The 17,878-nt window shown below is 35.4% G+C and carries 11 protein-coding genes and 1 pseudogene; 3 read left to right on the top strand and 9 right to left on the bottom strand.

Annotation, left to right across the window (positions count from 1 at the left end; all coding sequences use genetic code 11):
- Positions 1-353: 353 nt before the first annotated feature.
- A complete protein-coding gene (locus NSQ55_RS10660) occupies positions 354-605 on the bottom strand; it encodes a hypothetical protein (RefSeq protein WP_339173114.1) in 252 nt (83 codons plus the stop codon).
- A gap of 1,001 nt (positions 606-1,606) precedes the next feature.
- Between NSQ55_RS10660 and NSQ55_RS10655 the strand changes: the two are divergent.
- A pseudogene (locus NSQ55_RS10655) lies at positions 1,607-2,800 on the top strand (IS256 family transposase).
- Positions 2,801-2,947: 147 nt separating this feature from the next.
- On the opposite strand, the gene NSQ55_RS10650 reads toward NSQ55_RS10655, so the two are convergent.
- Complete coding sequence (locus tag NSQ55_RS10650; RefSeq protein WP_339173111.1) at positions 2,948-4,300, bottom strand: TniQ family protein; 1,353 nt, start codon at positions 4,298-4,300, stop codon at positions 2,948-2,950.
- Positions 4,301-4,606: 306 nt separating this feature from the next.
- On the opposite strand from NSQ55_RS10650, the gene NSQ55_RS10645 reads away from it, so the two are divergent.
- Complete coding sequence (locus NSQ55_RS10645; protein ID WP_339173108.1) at positions 4,607-5,845, top strand: FRG domain-containing protein; 1,239 nt, start codon at positions 4,607-4,609, stop codon at positions 5,843-5,845.
- A gap of 9 nt (positions 5,846-5,854) precedes the next feature.
- Entirely contained in the window at positions 5,855-6,769 is a 915-nt protein-coding gene (locus tag NSQ55_RS10640) for a hypothetical protein (RefSeq protein WP_036689462.1), read from the top strand.
- A 153-nt stretch (positions 6,770-6,922) separates the two neighbouring features.
- On the opposite strand, the gene NSQ55_RS10635 is transcribed toward NSQ55_RS10640, so the two are convergent.
- The 7 genes from NSQ55_RS10635 to NSQ55_RS10605 form a co-directional block, all read right to left on the bottom strand.
- Positions 6,923-7,186, bottom strand: coding sequence for a hypothetical protein (locus NSQ55_RS10635; protein ID WP_339173105.1), 264 nt, complete (start codon positions 7,184-7,186; stop codon positions 6,923-6,925).
- 267 nt (positions 7,187-7,453) lie between these two features.
- The gene (locus tag NSQ55_RS10630) at positions 7,454-9,154 is read right to left on the bottom strand and encodes a TniQ family protein (RefSeq protein ID WP_339173102.1); all 1,701 of its coding nucleotides are present in this window, start codon (positions 9,152-9,154) and stop codon (positions 7,454-7,456) included.
- A 173-nt stretch (positions 9,155-9,327) separates the two neighbouring features.
- On the bottom strand, positions 9,328-10,338 hold the full coding sequence (locus NSQ55_RS10625; protein ID WP_339173100.1) for a TniB family NTP-binding protein: 1,011 nt from the start codon (positions 10,336-10,338) through the stop codon (positions 9,328-9,330).
- A gap of 1 nt (position 10,339) precedes the next feature.
- Positions 10,340-12,463, bottom strand: a complete 2,124-nt coding sequence (locus NSQ55_RS10620; protein ID WP_339173098.1) for a Mu transposase C-terminal domain-containing protein — start codon at positions 12,461-12,463, stop codon at positions 10,340-10,342.
- 3 nt (positions 12,464-12,466) lie between these two features.
- Positions 12,467-13,111 carry a TnsA endonuclease N-terminal domain-containing protein gene (locus tag NSQ55_RS10615; protein ID WP_339173095.1) on the bottom strand — a complete coding sequence of 215 codons (645 nt, stop codon included), beginning with the start codon at positions 13,109-13,111 and terminating at the stop codon, positions 12,467-12,469.
- A 357-nt stretch (positions 13,112-13,468) separates the two neighbouring features.
- Positions 13,469-14,974 carry a DUF6119 family protein gene (locus NSQ55_RS10610; RefSeq protein ID WP_339173092.1) on the bottom strand — a complete coding sequence of 502 codons (1,506 nt, stop codon included), beginning with the start codon at positions 14,972-14,974 and terminating at the stop codon, positions 13,469-13,471.
- A 245-nt stretch (positions 14,975-15,219) separates the two neighbouring features.
- Positions 15,220-17,877: an adenosylcobalamin-dependent ribonucleoside-diphosphate reductase gene (locus tag NSQ55_RS10605; RefSeq protein WP_280752732.1), complete on the bottom strand. Its 2,658-nt coding sequence runs from the start codon at positions 17,875-17,877 to the stop codon at positions 15,220-15,222.
- Between the last annotated feature and the right edge of the window lies 1 nt (position 17,878).

Genomic DNA, 17,878 nt, shown 5'->3' with positions numbered 1-17,878 from the left:
TTAGGCGTGAATTCGATAACAAGGAGCTCAAACCTTTTGCCGGTAACGAGGTTTCCTCTCCAGCATGAAAAAACATTCTCTTCCACTGCAGAAAAGCATTCAATCCGCGCTTAAAAGGAACTTTGTTTTCCCTCTATCATATTCTCTTTGTAGGAGTGCTGCACCCCTTATTTGCGTTGCCTTAAAAAGGGGCCTAGATAGTTACTTCTAAACATTTAAAAAAGCTGACTCAAACAACCTTTAGGCTATTGAGAAATCTTAAAATTATCACTAAACTGACGGTCTGATCTTTTAACTCGAAAGAAATGCTGTTCCATTAGCTTTATAACTTACAGTATTACATTCTATATAAATTAATTATTCTCATTATTTTCTTTAACAAAGTAATGATCCGCACAGCGATTAACGAGCAAGGCTCTAGTTTTTTCATGAATTTTCAGCAATTGATTTAACACAAAAATCCGTTGAACATTATCTTCAGTAAACATAAATAGTTGCCTTTTATAATAATTAATTTGCTGTTGATATGAGGCTGAATACCTCTCGTTTTTTTCGTAGACACTTAGTAATTGGAGATGTAATTTATAAACATCATCATAATTCATTTTACTGACACTCCCCAATAATTAATCAATATCATTTGAATCATTAACTTCATTTTTTTGATTCCAATCGGCTTTTTAAATGCCCTATATAGATCTGATTTGAGTCAGAAGAATCGGATTCTCGACTCACTGCTCTATGAAGATCATCAATTTCTTTAGCAAAATCATAAGCATTTAGATTAAAACCACATCTTCTCTTTAACGGTCTATAATATTTGATTAAACTTCTTTAGCGCGATTATCTTCATGTCCCAAAAGGTTAAGTTCACAAATAACATCTTTAATATACGGTTTATTCATCATGTGCTTGACACCTGAATTATCCATAAAATCATCTCCCATCTTCCTGAATTAATTAAGTGATCCGCGTTGTGCACCTTTAACTATAGAAAGTCCATAACGCATTCTCAACTGCTTTTATATTGATTTAGGGCAGCAATTCGTTCTGTATAACCTACCAAGCTTTTTTCATTATTTATTTAAGACCCCAACAGAACTGCATCCTTTATCCTCCTAATTCCGAATCTAGTATTTATTTTTTCCATATGCGAAAAGAATTATTCATACAATCATATCAAAAAGCCCTACTAATATAGCAGAGCTTTAACAATTATTATTTTGAAGAGTTATCTATTTAGTATTGCCAATATACTTATCTCATCTAGCCTTCTTACGTGAGTCTTCAAATAGTTTTTCTCCTTCTCAATATCATTTGTTATATTAAACTTAAGATTTCCAAAGGTGCTTATTGCATATTGACGGGTAGACCTCGTAATTCTGTCAAAAGCATCTCGTAAATCAGTCTCCTGTAATTGGTTATTTCCCTTCATAAGGGCGTTTTATTATGATTTAAAACTTACTTTGTGCAAAAATTAAACCACTTTTTGAGAGATAGGATGGCGTAAAGTAAGTTGTGTACCAAGATTTGGAGTCTAGTCAGGCAACAAAAAAGTAGGGTATTCTCGGGATTGCGAAGTCCACCAAGAAAGGAACCCTACTCGATGACTATTTTACCCGAAAACCCGCTGAATAATCTATTTGAAAATCTTGTCACTCAGTTTGTAAAAGAGAACATGGAATCCATTATGCGTGCTGAAACCCAGGCGTTCATGTCCAGTGAGGAAGCAGGTACACGCAATAGCCGCAACGGATACTAAACGCGAAACCTGTACACGAAATACGGCAACCTGGAGGATCTGGAGGTTCCCCGCGACCGCCAGGGTCTCTTCCAAACTCGGATGTTTGAGCCGTACCAAAGGCGGGACGGTTGGCTTGAGGAAGCTGTGATCCAGATGTATAAATCGGGCATGGGGACCCGGGATGTGGCCCGTTTTATTGAAAGCATGTTCGGGAGTCATTACTCTCCAACGACCGTCAGCAACATTACCGCTACCGTCCTTGACGATATCCACCAGTGGCAGAAACGACCACTGAGCAAGCGCTACTCCGTGATCTACCTGGATGGGCTGTACGTGAAGCTCAAACGGGGCACCGTCCGTGGAGAGGTTGTCTATTTTGCGATGGGCATCGACGAAATGGGGCAACGTCAAATCCTCGGGTTCTATGTGGGAGGTCAAGAGAGTTCGAACGGCTGGCGGGAGGTCCTTAAAGACCTGTACAACCGCTGAGCGCAGGAAGTGCTGCTGGGTGTTTTTGATAGGCTTCCCGGGCTCGACGCTGCCTTTAAAGAGACATATCCGCAGGCGGATGTGCAGCATTGTGTGGTGCACAAAGTACGAGCCACATTCCCCAAAATCCGAATCGAGCACAAAACCGATGTCCTGGAAGACCTGAAGACGGTGTATACCGCACCGGATGAGGAAGTGGCCCAGGCTGCATTTGATACGGTCAAAGCCAAGTGGAACAAGTTATATCCGAAGGAAATGAGGTCCTGGGAGGAGCAGTTGTCCACACTACTAACGTTCTACAAGTACCCGGAGTCCATCCGCAAAGCGATCTACACGTCGAATCCCATTGAGCGAATGAACAAGGAAATCCGCAAGCGCCTCAAACCGATGAACAGTTTGACGAATAAGGATGCGGCCGAGAAAATCGTGTATCTGGAAATGCTCGACTACAATGAGCGTCATGCGCAGCGGGTAGTCCCTGGCTTTGGTATGGAACCCGTCAAAAAGAAGCTACATGAGCTATATGAAGCGCGCTATCCCTCCTTGCCTACACCCGAAGAGGAGTAGCGGAGACATCCTGTTTCTGGGGGGCGGGGTCCCCCCGCCCCCCAGAAACACCTACACCCCCAACCCGTAACCCGGGAAGGTACTTCTACTCTCTTACACAAACTTCTTGACGCTACCAGAGATAGATAGTTTACAATAATTACACACCTATTTAAACAGTATTTTTATATCTTTTTTTTGATACAGATACATTCTACCACCATCAATTTTCAATCCCGACACTGGTTCAATGCCTTTCCTGGATAATTGAGAATAAGAAGTATTAAGTTTTTTCTGTATTTCTTTCAAGGTTATATATGTTCTTTTAAATTTTTTCAAGCTTACTAGAGGAATTAAATTGCCTAGCCCGTCTTCTATATTATTAAATAGCCCTTTCATCATCCAAAACTTAATATGCCATTCTTGACATTTTAATATTTTTCCAACTTCGTTTATATTCAAAAGGCCTTGTGTCTTTCTTTTTAAAGAAAGTTCTTTTTCATATATTATAAATTTTTCCACCATCATTTCAAATTCTTTTATTTCACTTTTTTGTTTTTCTTCTTCTTCCTGTGCTATTTTTTCTTTTATAGGTTGTACATATAATAGATACTCTTCTATAAGAGGTTTTAAGTAACCATTTACTCTTTGAGTTTTCATTAGAGATCTCTCTAAATAATATAAATTCGAATACGTTGTCAAATTCAAAGAATTTAGGAATTTTCTATATCCATCGGGCCATGACTTTAAAATTCGAATTACATTAAGTTGAACTTGTACATATTCCAAAAGTGAAATATCCCCACGCCTATATTTATTCTCTATACTCAGCCCAGTAGTTATTTCTCTTCCTAAAAACCGATGCATTCTATTTAGAGTTAACAAGTCGCAATCTATAAATTCACTTTTATTTCTAAATGTTAACTTCCCTTTGTACAAATCACACATAGAATAGATATATTCGGAAAAATTAACCGTTTCAGTTGCGGCTAAAACCACCTGACTTTTTTTATGTTGATGTCCACAGCGACATAAAAATATATTTCCTTTTCTCCAAGATATTTGCTCAGAACATATACTACAACTATCTATTAACACAACTTTATGCTGCGGACATGCAGTCACATTACCCAGGAGCCAAATCTTCCTAAAATATTCTCTTTCCAATAAACAAAAAGGACAAATTTTCACTCGCACAATCTCAATGTCATCACGACAAATACGATTCCCGCAAAATACTATATCCGGGCTTGTATGTTTAGCTATTGTCATATTTAATATATCCGCAGTTCTATTATTTGTTATATTCTTCAAAACTTCTAAATCTATTTTATTTAAGAAATCCAAATCAATAAAATAACTTTTTATTGTTCGTTTTTCATTAAATAAATCTAATTTCCCATACAGAAATCTTGCGGGTATACCGTTTACGTATGAAAATCTTAATAAATATCCACTTAAGCTCTCATCATGATAAGGAGTAGGATGTAAAGGTTGTGGTTTATTTAATAACTTATTCATCTTTCCCTCCAATCACATAAACTTATTAAGGAAACGAGCAAGTTATTTTTATCACATCATTTATACACTAAGTTAAAGCTTAGACTATAATAATTAATAAACGATCATTCAAATTTTAAACCTTTGTGGAAAATAAACTAAATAACCTTAGTTTTTTCCTCATTGAGTCTTCCCTTACCAAATTCATAAGATGTAAAATAGGTTTATCCTTTATAACCGCGTTCTATGTAAAATGTTGTATAATATATTTATAAATTATCCTTATAAAGGAACATAATTTCATTGTTTTTGGAGGCCAGATATAACTTGCAAAAATACATATATATCTCAACAAAAATAATTAAAAATTCTAGAACAATTACAAGGCTTATAGAACAAACTAATGAAGCTGTAATTTGGTATATCAGTAAAGATACAAACCTAAAGTCAGAGGTATATTATTTTAATAATAAAAATGGCACACTAAAGCGAACTCTACTGAGTAGTGATATTCTTGATAATGCACTTTTAGACACAATCACTTACACAGAAAATAGGTACATGCCAGTAAATAGCACAATGAATGAAATTTGTGTATTAAAAGTAGATAGTTTAATTAATTACATCGAAATCATTGATGTAATTAACGATACTTCCGATTTTGTTTTTAGAGGACAAAAAGATAAAACATGGTCTCTAAGAGCAAGTATTTTTAGGAATGGATATAATCATAATAAGGAATATGATATTTACAGAGAAATTAGGAAAAACAGGTTTGATGATTTTACAAGTACGAATTTTTTAGATAATTTAATTCATATGCAACATTACGGAATCCCCACTAGACTGCTCGATTGGAGTAGAAATCCTCTAATTCCACTATTTTTTGCATGCTCTGATAATAAAAATGACGGGAAAATATTTGCATATAAACCTAATATTATTTACGAGTTTGACCAGGATCAATTTAAACAGATATCCACATACTTAAATGAGGATTTCAATAGGATACAACTAACTTCACAGTCAATTAAACTTCTGGCTTCTATTTTTAGGGGGGCTCAATCAGAATCAATTTTTATTGAAAGTACCATAGAAAATGAACGCTTGAAAGCACAACGTGGCTTGTTCTCATTACAGATAGATATACGACCAAACTACATAGAATACATTAGGGAGGAGATTATTAAATCAACTAAACTTTTTAACAAATATAATAATAAAAACTTATTGGACATTGATCAAATAAAAAAAATAGCTCTGCCAGACTTAAATCATATTATTGATGCATTAACTACATACAAAAGAACTTTCCCTTTAGATGGGATAATAGTTGATAGGGAAGCTGAAGAATTCTTGAACGAGTTGACCCAAGCTAGTTATTGGAAACAAGAAAATACAAATTATGATACTAATCTAAATTCTCATTCTCTTGAATTCATAATACCAAAAGAATATAAAAATAAAATAAGAAAACAACTTGAAAGTCTCAACATTAACTCTATGACTGTTTATCCTGACTTTTTTGGATTTGTACAATATATTAATGACAAGTATGAAGGGTAGGTTCAAGACATGCGAAAAGAGGTCACTAAACTAGAGGCAAGACAACGTAATTTAAAAATGATTATGGTTAGAGAATACACAAAAAAGAAGTTCAAAATTGAGGATAAATTCACTGAAGATGCCATTGTAAAGTTATTTTTCTTTAGACAATCTGATTTACAAAATTCACTTAAATATTTTTTCGCAAAAAAAGGAGAAAACTATATATTTAAAAAGAACATTGCTGAAGAAATTGCTGAAATGAACAGCAAACATTTCAATGCGATTACAAACTCTAAAGAAATTCCACAAAAATATATAGACCTCTTTAAATCATTCAGTGAAGATTATTTGAAGAATATCTTTAAATCTGACAGTAGTGAAAAGTACGACTCTTTTTATAACACCTTTGCTTCGTCTCTTGAAGATCTTCACTGGTTCTCAATTCCAGAATTCTCCGAACAAATCATGATCAATAGAGGAATGATTCCCGAAGATAATATTTCTGAGTACTATAATCACTATCATAGTTTGGAAGATCTTTACCATGTTTTAACAGGAAAAATAGTTCCATTTAACTCCTATAAAGGAGATATTAACTTAAATAAAAGGTTATCATTTAGAGTATTCAGTAGGCGCTGGGGCCACGATGATACATATTCTGTTGAACGGAGAACTGATGGGTGGTTTGTTTCACATTTATCGATCAATGGTTCTTCAAAAAAAGATGGGATTGGCTCCATGATTGACAACTTGGATCATGACTCAATTCAATATCCAAAAGAGGGCGTGAGGTACGCATTTCAAACACTATGGTACTTAGCTGATGAGGATGAGATGTCTATTGAAGAACTTCAAATCAAATTACAAGAAATTGCAGATTGGATTAGTGCTGTTGAAAAAGCAACTGGAGAATTCCAACCTGATTGGTGCGACTACTATTAATATTATTTTGAGGGCAAAGAATGATAAACAATGTGCTTTAATACGATAAAGCAGCACATCCTTCTTAATTAAAAATCAATTACCTTATTTTATACCGAAAGGCCGATAGCCCTTAAATGGGGCCTATTGGCCTTTTCATTGAGATGGTGAAATTTATTCGTTCATCTTTAACAGTTTTTTTAATCGAGTATTTTCAATTGATAAAGTTATCAATTTGTGATTAAGTTCTCTAGACACCTCACTTAAAGAAGCAGCAAGACCATCCTGATAAGCAGCGTTATATGCTTCATTTAATAAGTTGCTGATTGCATTAGCTTGTGTACCACCTTCAGCTTTTAATACAAATACTTCTTCAACTCGATCAGTAAAATATATAGTTTCATCAACAACAAAGTATGGATTTAGCATCTTTTCCATGTTTTTTCTCCTTCAATAATATCATGTTTCCATAACACCCTACTCTTCTCATATTTTAATGAATTGATTTATTTCAAATATCTTCTGAACTATACCTAGGCAATAAAGAATTGCTGTTGTAATAGTTGACATCCCTTTAATATTTGCCATACTTCCCCGTAAGTAAATAGCAAATATATAAGTAAATCATAAAGCTCCTAAAGAATCATTTCAATCCCACGTTTTATTATTTAATCAGAATCTTTGCTCTGTAAAAACCTCAGATATTCATCTCAATGCTTTTCTTATCTCTTCAATTTTTGAGAGAAAATACAGATATCTTTTACGTCCATCTCTAAAAATAATTATTTCATCTGGTTCAATTTGCTTCTCAACTAGTAACAACTTCAATTTCTTCTCGCCTACATGCAGTATTTTCATTATTTCGGAGAAATAATATCCTTTTGTTTCCCTACGTTCCTCTTTCAATAATGTAATACATCTTTCCAATTCATACTCCGAATATGAAACGTCAGCTAGTGTTCCATTGTGACACTTTATTCTTGGATGTAAAATTCCATCTTTTGTAAAACGAATTAGATCAACTATTTTAAGTCCAATTACAGAATACTTGATTAGTGCATCGTGAAATGGAATTCCCCTAAAAGATCGTTGGTAAGTACCAGAAAACTCCTGAAGCAGATCTTCTATATCTTTTTTTAATATCATTTTGTTATGTGCATATGAAGTTGCATACTCTTGGAGAATTTCTGCTTTAATCAAAAGAGTAATTGAATCGCTTGTAATACCAAGAATATTTGCAGCCTCATGTTTATGTATGTAGGTATTTCGATCTTCAATTACTTTATTGAGTGAATCTTGGTTAACAATATACCTTTGTTGATTGCCAAATCCATTTAATTTCAAATCAAGCTTTCCGATTTCTTGGAGTCTATTCATTTTCCCGTAGCCCATTCCCGTAGCGTGTTTAACTTCTTCTCTTCTTAAAGCAATGCGCTTTTTTATTAATTGTTGATTAGATTTAAAAATTGAAAAATCTTTTCTGATACTTCCCTCATTCAGCTTTCCAATCCAAAAATCTTCATATGCCTTTCTTATTATTGAAAACTCTTTATTTACTAGCCCTTCCTCATACCTGCTTTTCTGCTCATACAATGTCTTCCTACTCTTTTTTGAAAACTCATTAAGTACCTGATAATAATTCATAGGAAAATCATCATACATCCATACGAAATTTCCCCACGAAATTAAGTTTTTTTGGTTATCTAAGTTTCCATTTCGCTTATTTGTAAATGTGTTAATTAAGAGATGCTCTTCATTTAAAAAGCTTTGGAGACCTTCCAGAATATGAAAGGATATTCTGGCTAAGCTAAAAAAATCTTCTGCATTACTTATAGTAGTATTTTTAAGTAACGGATTCCCTCCAAGAAAACACTGTTGAATTAATGTCTGTGAAGAAATATATTCAGGTGAAAGAATTGATTTATTATTAGCATCAATTAGGATTTTACAACTGCATTTTTTACATACGCCTGATCTTAATAATTCAGTTAAAGTAATATTTTTATTACACTTCGGGCAAAGATTAATAAGAATTCGTTGATGCTCTAGACAAATGCAAACTGGGTGGAATCCCCAAATGTATTTATGAATTCCCTTTATTTTTACACACTCTGGGCAAAATTTTATTTGATTCCTCAAAACATAATTACTGCTAGACTGATGCTTAATAATCCATTGAAAATAACTTTTCGACGTTAAATTATCAATGAGTTTACCAGTTAAATCTCCTAAAATTATCGCATCTACATTAGAAAACATATTATTTTGTAAATCTCTTGTGGAAGAATGAAGAAGGCGATAAATACCCAAACTATCTTTATAACAATTTTGAGTGGAAATACGTTCAACATAACCCACTAAGCTTTCCTCATCATTAATCCTAGGTCTTAATAAAAATCGCAACATTCTCCCCCCATAAAAACCGTTCTAACTCTAGTATTTCCGATTAATTAATGCTTTATTCTAATAGGACAAAACAAAAAAAACCTACTAGAATTAGTAGGGATCTCACATACTTACTCACTTACTTATCAGGAGAGAAAATAGTATTCATTTTGATTTAGTATATAACCAGAAAATCATTTTCTTTTCCCTTTCTTAGGCTCAGACTGAAAAAGCCGTTCATGGAGTTTTTTCTCTTTCTCAATCTCATCCATTAAATGAAATTTTGTATTTTCAAATGGATTTATGGCGTATGGACGTGTAGACCGAGTAATTCTGTTGAATGCACCTCGTAATTCTATCTCAGATATTAGATCCTGCCCCTTATTTAGGGAGATTTCAGTCGCAATTTTAAGTAAGTTCATTACATATCTTGGAACACCAAAAGAGAAATAAAATATTTTTGCTGCTAATTCAGGGTCCGACAAATTTGAAAGCTTTGATAATGGTAATTTATTATCAATAGATACGAGAAATCGTCTAAATTCAGTTATATCCTCTTTATTGGTGTAAGAAAAAGGGGGAAGCACCATGCGATTAGGATACCGTCCATCTAATTGTTCATTATATGAGAATATTCGCTCCGATTCAGGTAATCCAACAAGCACCACAGGAATTTTAACCTTGTCTATAAATGTTTTCAGCCAGTCAGAGGCACTTGCAAGGACGTAATCTGTATCCCTATCAATCAAATGATGAAATTCGTCTAGAAGTATCATCTTAATACCACACTTATCGACGTAATTACAGATACGATGAGTCATATGTTCTTCAGAGCCAGAATCAAAAAAATGATCTCCCATTTCACGAAGTATTTTCGAAGCCAAGACCCTAGGAGATTTAGCTCTTGGAGGAACGCTGACAAGTAAAACCGGAATTTGAGTTCGTTCGTCTTCCTCTACATGTGGATATTTGGATGCATACAGCTCTATAATAGATGACTTACCAGCACCAGTTTGTCCTATAATACATAATTGTTCTGCCTTAACATTGGCTTTTGAGAGATTATGGATTTTAGTCACTTCTGATGTAATTTCGGAAAACTTTGGATGGACTACTCTTAAAGATTCTATATGAGCATATCGTATATTAAACTCCTTTTCAGATATCCGTTTACCATTAAGTGATTCAAAAAACATCTTTGTCATATTATTCATCCCCTTCACCATTCATATTATAAATGGTATCATATGGCTTTAAGTCCATTTCCAAAGAAGTATCAACAATAGTTGTTTGCTCCACTGACGGTGTTTTAAAACTAGACTTTTTGTTTCCTGTATTCTTGTCTGAGGAGGTAGCTTTACTTTTTCTCTTCCTTTTAAACTTCTCTTTATAATCTTTAATATGTTCTGATGCCTCATCCACTAAACGGATAGACTCCAAATCATTAGGTGCTAATTGAGCATCAAATGTAACATGGGCTGCTGACAAATTTTTCGACATTATTTCTGAACGCTCATCTTTAGGTAATTGTTCGACTACCTTTAATCTCCCCGCACTTTCAGTAATTAGTCTTTTAATGGCTTGATCTGCATGATATAAATCAGATGTATCAAAATCACGATAATTTTTCCCATTATTATAAGAAATAGAATGCAACTGCTCATAATGGACCGGATACAAATCATTAATATTTTTATTTTGCAGACTATTCTTTGTAGAATACACCTCAATATACTGCTGATTTTCTTCATCATAAACATAGATTATTCTCATATCAGCCTTATTAAAGCGTACTCTGACATCTTCTTCATCTTTTCTTCGTTTTTTTCTATCAGCTAGTTCCATAAGCGATGGACTAGTAAAGTATTGTGATTGAATTTTAATTCCCTTATTGGAAATTGACCGATACTCTGTTCCTGAACCCAAAAGTATAATTAGCTCCTCTTTACTAAAAGGTATTCTTCTATGAACTTTTAGTTTTTCGAGGCCTTCCCTCCATACAAAATCAGGAGTTCCCCCAACAGCCAAACTGTAATCATTGGCAATCTTTTCAATAAAAATAATATGAATGATATTTAAAAGAGTAAGCATATCAATGCAAGCTTCTTCTTCAGACTTATATTGGGATCTTTCTTGTGGATTTGAAAAGGTAGATCCTGGATATTTCTGCAAAATACGATTAATCGTTTGCAAACCTCTCTCGATCGTTCCTTTATAGTGTCCTGTTTTAACAGGACAAAATTGCACTTCGACATTAATTAAACCCAATATTTCCTTAAGGTCTCCTGATTCATTTGCTTTGGCATTATCTACTACCACTACCTCGGGAACACCGAAAGCCGTCCAATCATGTTTTAAATCTGGATATAATTTTTTTAGATGAAGTTTAGGTAACATTGCATGTAGGAGGCACTGCAAAATATCTTTTGTATCCGGCTCATTAGGGCAAATATAAAAACCAAGAGGATAGTCACTAAATACATCTATTGCGTATATGAGATAATAACGCACTCGCTTTAATGTTTCTAAATCAACAATAAGTAAGTCAATAGGCGTCCAGTCAACTTCCACACGTTCTAATGGACGTTTTACAACTAGCTCTGAAGTCGAACCATTCATATTTAGTGCTGCTTGTACTGGTCCATGTCTTGATCGATCTTTTGCTCGACTATTAGTTCTATCTTGTACAATACGGAATAAAGTAGCTAGGCCACAAGGTTTAATCTGGTCCTTCTCTTCTCGAAATTTATTGAGATCTTCAATACTTCCTTTTAAATTGATATGTTTATCCCGAATAGTTGTCGTTAATCCTGTTCTCTCTTCATCACGAAGCATTTTTTCAATGAGAGAAATAATAATTGGATCCGTATAAAAACCGCGCTTTTGATACCGCCCTGTAGAAATTAAAGACCTTTTATCACCTGTCTCTAAATATTTCTTTTTCCACTTGTATAGCATGGAAACCGAACTAATACTAAGTTTCAACTCTACTGGTAACGAATCTACGTAATTTCCAATATCCGCTGGTTTTATATATCCTTTAATAACTGGTTCTAAAACTTTGAAGCGGTTCTCCATGATTTTATTTTCTTCATCTGAAATAAGTTCTGGATCCATCAAGCGTGGTAGCAATTGAATAGTTAATTCTTTTTTTGGAATAAGCCGCTTTTCATACCATGCCTCTAACAATTCATTTGTTGAAAAGATCTCCACGCTGTTGTACGATAAGTTTGAAAGTTCAATATCGTCATTTTCGAGACATTTACGAATAAGATACTTGTCATCATCCATTTTAAATTGCATTCCTGGAATTAAAGCGAAAGCCTCCATAATTTACTCCTCCAGTTGGATGCTTATTTCCGAATCATCATTCAACTCTTGATTAACTAAGTCCATATAAATGTTGTGATGATAGATTAAGTAATAAATCCCCTTGTAAAAATCCTCATTTTCCATTTCTATACATCTATTGCATAAATGTTTAATTGTGCATGTTCCTACTTCTTTTAATTTTTGTGTAATGTATATTAATAATTTGTAATCAACCTGCGTAGTACCGAAACTACGAAGATCGTTTAAATTTTTCATTAAAAATCCCTGTCTTATTTCAACCTCAGTTACAACTTTGTATTCCCATCCCCTTGGATCACAGTATAGCTTTCCGACTACATATTTAATTAAATTCTCTTCTTTCCTAAGCTTTTCTGCAGGCTTAATTTCGACAATCCATACATCCCCATTAGTTAAAATAACTTTAAAATCGGGAAAGTAGACACGTACTTTACCTCGATAAGAGTAAAAAATCGCTATCGGTTGACTAATGATTTCATTTATTGTTGGGTCAAAATCTAGAACTTTCACATAATCACGTTCAATACTTCCCTCACATAAAATCATAGATTTTTTTCTTATAAACGGAACTTCGTATCTTGAGTGTTTGCCTCTACTTGGTGGTATTTTCCTAGCTGGTTTTACCATATCTCACCTCAAATCTATTATTATCAATCTATAAAATAGATATACAATTAATAGGATTTACTTAAACTGAAAGTTATAAGAAATAAAATAATAAGTCATAATTTTTTCTCTATTCTAACAAAGAGATATGTGAATTCTTGAACTACCCTATGACTACGAATAGGTTGTATTTAAAAGACCAACTATCTTTTATTGCTAATAATTACCCGTTTAATCTAAACAAACACATTCTATACTTTAAAAACTCAAATTTTTATCAGTCTCCATATCGATTTATATTTTTTATACTGTGTAATAAAATAGCACTTCCCCAGAATGTGGAGAAGTGCTATTTATTATGAGAAACATCATCAGAATCTAAACAGTTTTCGGATCTTTATAACCAATGTTTATAGTGGGATTATAACCTGCCACAATTACATTACGCTTCCATTCAACTAATTTCATAAGAAATATGAGCGATCTGACATCTGATAATTTTTTAATTGTTGTTTTTCTTTCAAATATGAGCCAAAGACACATATTTTCCGGTTCAATTTTTATTTGATTTATAATGATATCTTCGACGTTATTTTGGAGTATTTTTACAGTATTTAAAGATTGGTCTATTACATAACTTAGGTTCTGAGGCTCACCCATTTTGACAAAATACAGAGTTTTATCTTTGTAGAGATCCATTTTCTCTATTTTGTACTTTTCAATATAAGAAAAGTCTTTATCAAAATTCAAATAACCCTCATATACCTTCCCTTTGTTAAAATCATCTTCATTAATATTTGATAAAAGGAAGGTTGTATCGTGATGTAGTATTGTTATTTTATTTACCTCTTTTTGCAAAAAGTTAATATACGATTGGTTAAATCGATGCCATCTTCCGTTTACTAAGCAATATCTTTCATCATCAACATAATCTAAAACTTTTTTTAAAGATTCGCTTCTAGTTCTACTATTTTCACTTTTTATCTGAATCCGAACATCATTGATTGAATCAATCAAATCTATCCCATTTTCATTTACGAAATAGGTAAGTCGTTCTAAAGACAACTCATCAAATTTCAGTTCGCTTTGTTTTAAATTTCCTTTCAAGAAGAATGCATATTGATTATTTTCACTAAAGACAAAGTCGACTCCTGAAACAGAAAACTCCTCAGCTAGCGTCCCTATTGTAGTATTAGATAATAACGATATAGCAAGCTCTCTATCCAAGCGCCGCTTAGTCTCTACATCCTTTACCTCCTCTACTCTTGGTAGTTTAAGAATAGGCTTTTGACTAAGTTTCTGCTCTATAGTATCTAGAAATCCATTAAGTTCTGAAGGAAATATTTTCAGATTGAATAATACTGAGGAACCAAAGCTAACTACGCTTCCCCAATCATCTGCATTAATTGTTTTAGCTTTTATATATTGAAATGATTCTCCACTATCATATTCAATTGGACTCCTGTCTTGATAAGAGGTAATATTTTTAGATCTTCTTCCTCCAAATAATTTGGAGTTTTTAATTCTAAGGTTGTTTTCGTCCACAATCCTTTCGGCTAAATTCAAACCAAATTCCCCGTCACAATATTCACGAAGATAAAAATGCGCTTTGCCAAAACTGATTGCGTAACAGATTTCTTTTTTGACTAATAATAGTATTCCGAAATATAACTCATTTTTAGGAAACTCGTTTACATCTAAGAAATCTTTATATAAATCAACCCACCAAATCTTCACTAAATCAGGTTTATCAGAAAAATAAAATTCGGCTACATAATCACCAATTTGTTTTTCATTTTTCGCAATTAGACCTACTGCACTAAGTTTCCTTTGTAAAGCTTCTCGGTTACCATCCTTAATTTTATAAATATTATATTTAGGCACTCTAAACCATCCTCATCTTTTTTAAGTTACAATAAATTAAATAGGCACAAACAAAAAAAGAACACAGCAACATAATTAAGCATGCTGCGGTGTTCTAGTTGTGATTTCAATGTATTTTTATTCAATTAAGTGTATAAAATTATTTTCTCACTTGAAATGAAACAATTTTCTCGCTTGAAATGAAACATTTCTCATTTAAAATGAAAAATCACATTTTCCCACAAAACACTTATCGGCTCTACCCTTTACCCGCAACGACTATACCCGCAATTGCCACAAGTCTTACAACCCTCAATATTAATCAGCGAGGCGCTGCCGCAGGATGGGCAAAGGTCACGGGAAGCCGTAGCATGGTTATGTCCATGATGACCACCATGTCCATCTTCCGTAGCTGACGGAACGCTCGATTTCAACTCCGCATTTAATGCTTCATTGAAATCCTCCAGCTCCAAAGTTGCCGCAATCGGAGCAGGTACATGATCATCATGAGCATTGTTCAGCACATGTGATTCCAGTGCCTTAGCTACAGCGTCAGCAATGGATTCAACCCGGTTCGCGCCGAAGCCGATAGCTCCTGATCCGCCAATGCCTTTCAGATGTTTAATCAACAGCTCCACTTTCTCACCATGATCTCCGTAACGGAGGAACAAGGAGCAGACGCGGCCTAATGCTTCTGCCATAGCAAATACGTCAGAACCTGCTTTACCTACATTCAGGAAGATTTCAGCCGGTATTCCATCAAGATCATTGATCGTAATATATGCCATCCCAAATGGTGTGTTGATTTTATAGGTAGCGCCGCGCAGAACCTGCGGACGTTTTTTGTATTGTTTATCCGCCTCTTTTGTAGTCACTTGAGGCGCTGGGCTTGCTGCTACAACATTTGTACTCGCTTCTACAGTAGTTGTAGCTTCCTCTGCCGCAACCGTAGCAGCTTCTTTTTTGTCTTCCTTCTTCGTGGTTTCCAGAACTTGAACGTCACGACTTCCATCGCGGTAGATCGTAACACCCTTACATCCTAGATCAAAGGCCATTTCATATAGCTCAGCCGTCTCCTCAACCGTAAAGTCAGACGGGCAGTTCGCTGTTTTGGAAATAGAGCTATCTACCCAGCGTTGGATCGCTGCTTGCGCACGAATATGATCTTTAGCTGACAGATCCATCGAAGTTACAAAGTAGTCAGGCAGCTCTTCACCCGGATGAGCCTCCAGCCACTCTTGAGCGATTGGAACAAACTGTTCATCATAGCCAAGACGACTTTGACGGAAATATTTGAAGGCAAAATAAGGCTCAATTCCCGTAGAAGTACCTACCATTGTACCTGTACTACCTGTAGGTGCTTGTGTAATCACTGTAACGTTACGCATACCATGTTCACGAATCGCTTCGCCAACCTCTGGATACGCTTCGACTATATTTTTCATAAAGCCGCTCATTAGATATTTCTCAGTATCAAAAGCTAGGAAGGAACCCTTCTCTCCAGCAATTTCTGCCGAAGCAAGGTAGGCTTCACGAGCCATAAAGCCGTATAGCTTGTCCAGAAACTCCAACGATTCCGGGCTGCCGTAACGGATGTTCAATTTAATCATCAGCTCCGCCAATCCCATGGTTCCGAGACCCACGCGGCGTTCCTTTTTCTGATTCGCTTCATTTTCCGGGAAATGATAAGGTGTTTTATCAATTACATTGTCCAGAAAACGGACCGAATAACGGGTTGTAGTCGCAAGATCTTCCCAATCTACATCATGATTTTTCTCATCGTAGAACTTGGACAGGTTCACCGCAGACAGATTGCAGACTCCCCAGCCTGGCAGTCCTTGCTCTCCACAAGGATTTGTACAAATAATCGGGTTGAAATACCAGCTGTTAGACATCTGGTTATAGTATTCCATGAACACGACGCCTGGCTCAGCGGATTTCCATGCCGATTCAATGATCGTACGCCACACGTCACGCGCTTTTACAGTGCGATAATGGATAACGTTTTTGCCGGCAGCTTTCCACTTGTCGAGATCGCCATCCCACATTTCGTTATATTCAGGATCGGTTGTATCCGGGAATACGAGATCCCAGTCCAGATCTTCTTTTACAGCCTTCATAAAACCATTGCTCACACATACCGAAAGGTTAGCATTAGTGACTTGGCCCATCGTTTGCTTCACGGTAATGAAGTCCTCAACATCGGGATGCCAGTCATTAATCATCAGCATGAGCGCACCACGACGGCTGCCGCCTTGCTCAATAAGCCCCGTAGTATAACTAAACAAACCGCCCCAAGATACGGAACCACTGGATGAACCATTAACCCCTCTAACAATCGCACGACGAGGACGCAATGAAGACAGGTTAATGCCCACACCGCCACCACGGGCCATAATCTCCGTCATTTCAGACAATGTCTGCATGATGCCGCCACGGCTGTCTTTTGGAGAAGGGATTACATAACAGTTGAACAATGTTAATTCTTCACTAGCACCTGCACCAGCCGCAATACGTCCACCCGGCACAAGCTTCCAATCATCTAGGATTGAACGGAATTTGCCCGCCCATTCTGCTTGAAGCTCAGGTGTCTTCTCTACAGAAGCCATCGCTGTGGATAGACGGTCCCACATTTCCTCAGGAGTTTTTTCTATATTAAGGGTCAACTTTTCAACATCCGATTTCACAAACTCACCGCTGCGTGTCTTTACAGTTACGATTCGACCACTGCGCTCCACAATTTCTCCGACTTCCTTAGTTGGAAACTTCGGATCATCTTTGGTCAGCACCAATACAACATCGCCTACTTTAGCATTGTTGCTGTCTGCATCCTTCCAAGCATAACGATCCAAAAATATTTTTTCACTTAGCCCTTCAAGGCGTTGCTTACGTTCCACTTTACTCAATAAAAAAACCTCCCGCATG

It is taken from the genome of Paenibacillus sp. FSL H7-0943 (assembly GCF_037963265.1).
Taxonomy (GTDB): domain Bacteria; phylum Bacillota; class Bacilli; order Paenibacillales; family Paenibacillaceae; genus Paenibacillus_AQ; species Paenibacillus_AQ odorifer.
This window is presented reverse-complemented; position numbering and strand designations above follow the sequence as displayed.

What these genes read in the sequence shown, in the direction of transcription:
- NSQ55_RS10660 (WP_339173114.1), bottom strand. Translation starts at nt 605, where the DNA reads ATGAATTATGATGATGTTTATAAATTACATCTCCAATTACTAAGTGTC.
- NSQ55_RS10650 (WP_339173111.1), bottom strand. Translation starts at nt 4,300, where the DNA reads ATGAATAAGTTATTAAATAAACCACAACCTTTACATCCTACTCCTTAT.
- NSQ55_RS10640 (WP_036689462.1), top strand. Translation starts at nt 5,855, where the DNA reads ATGCGAAAAGAGGTCACTAAACTAGAGGCAAGACAACGTAATTTAAAA.
- NSQ55_RS10635 (WP_339173105.1), bottom strand. Translation starts at nt 7,186, where the DNA reads ATGGAAAAGATGCTAAATCCATACTTTGTTGTTGATGAAACTATATAT.
- NSQ55_RS10630 (WP_339173102.1), bottom strand. Translation starts at nt 9,154, where the DNA reads ATGTTGCGATTTTTATTAAGACCTAGGATTAATGATGAGGAAAGCTTA.
- NSQ55_RS10625 (WP_339173100.1), bottom strand. Translation starts at nt 10,338, where the DNA reads ATGACAAAGATGTTTTTTGAATCACTTAATGGTAAACGGATATCTGAA.
- NSQ55_RS10620 (WP_339173098.1), bottom strand. Translation starts at nt 12,463, where the DNA reads ATGGAGGCTTTCGCTTTAATTCCAGGAATGCAATTTAAAATGGATGAT.
- NSQ55_RS10615 (WP_339173095.1), bottom strand. Translation starts at nt 13,111, where the DNA reads ATGGTAAAACCAGCTAGGAAAATACCACCAAGTAGAGGCAAACACTCA.
- NSQ55_RS10605 (WP_280752732.1), bottom strand. Translation starts at nt 17,877, where the DNA reads ATGCGGGAGGTTTTTTTATTGAGTAAAGTGGAACGTAAGCAACGCCTT.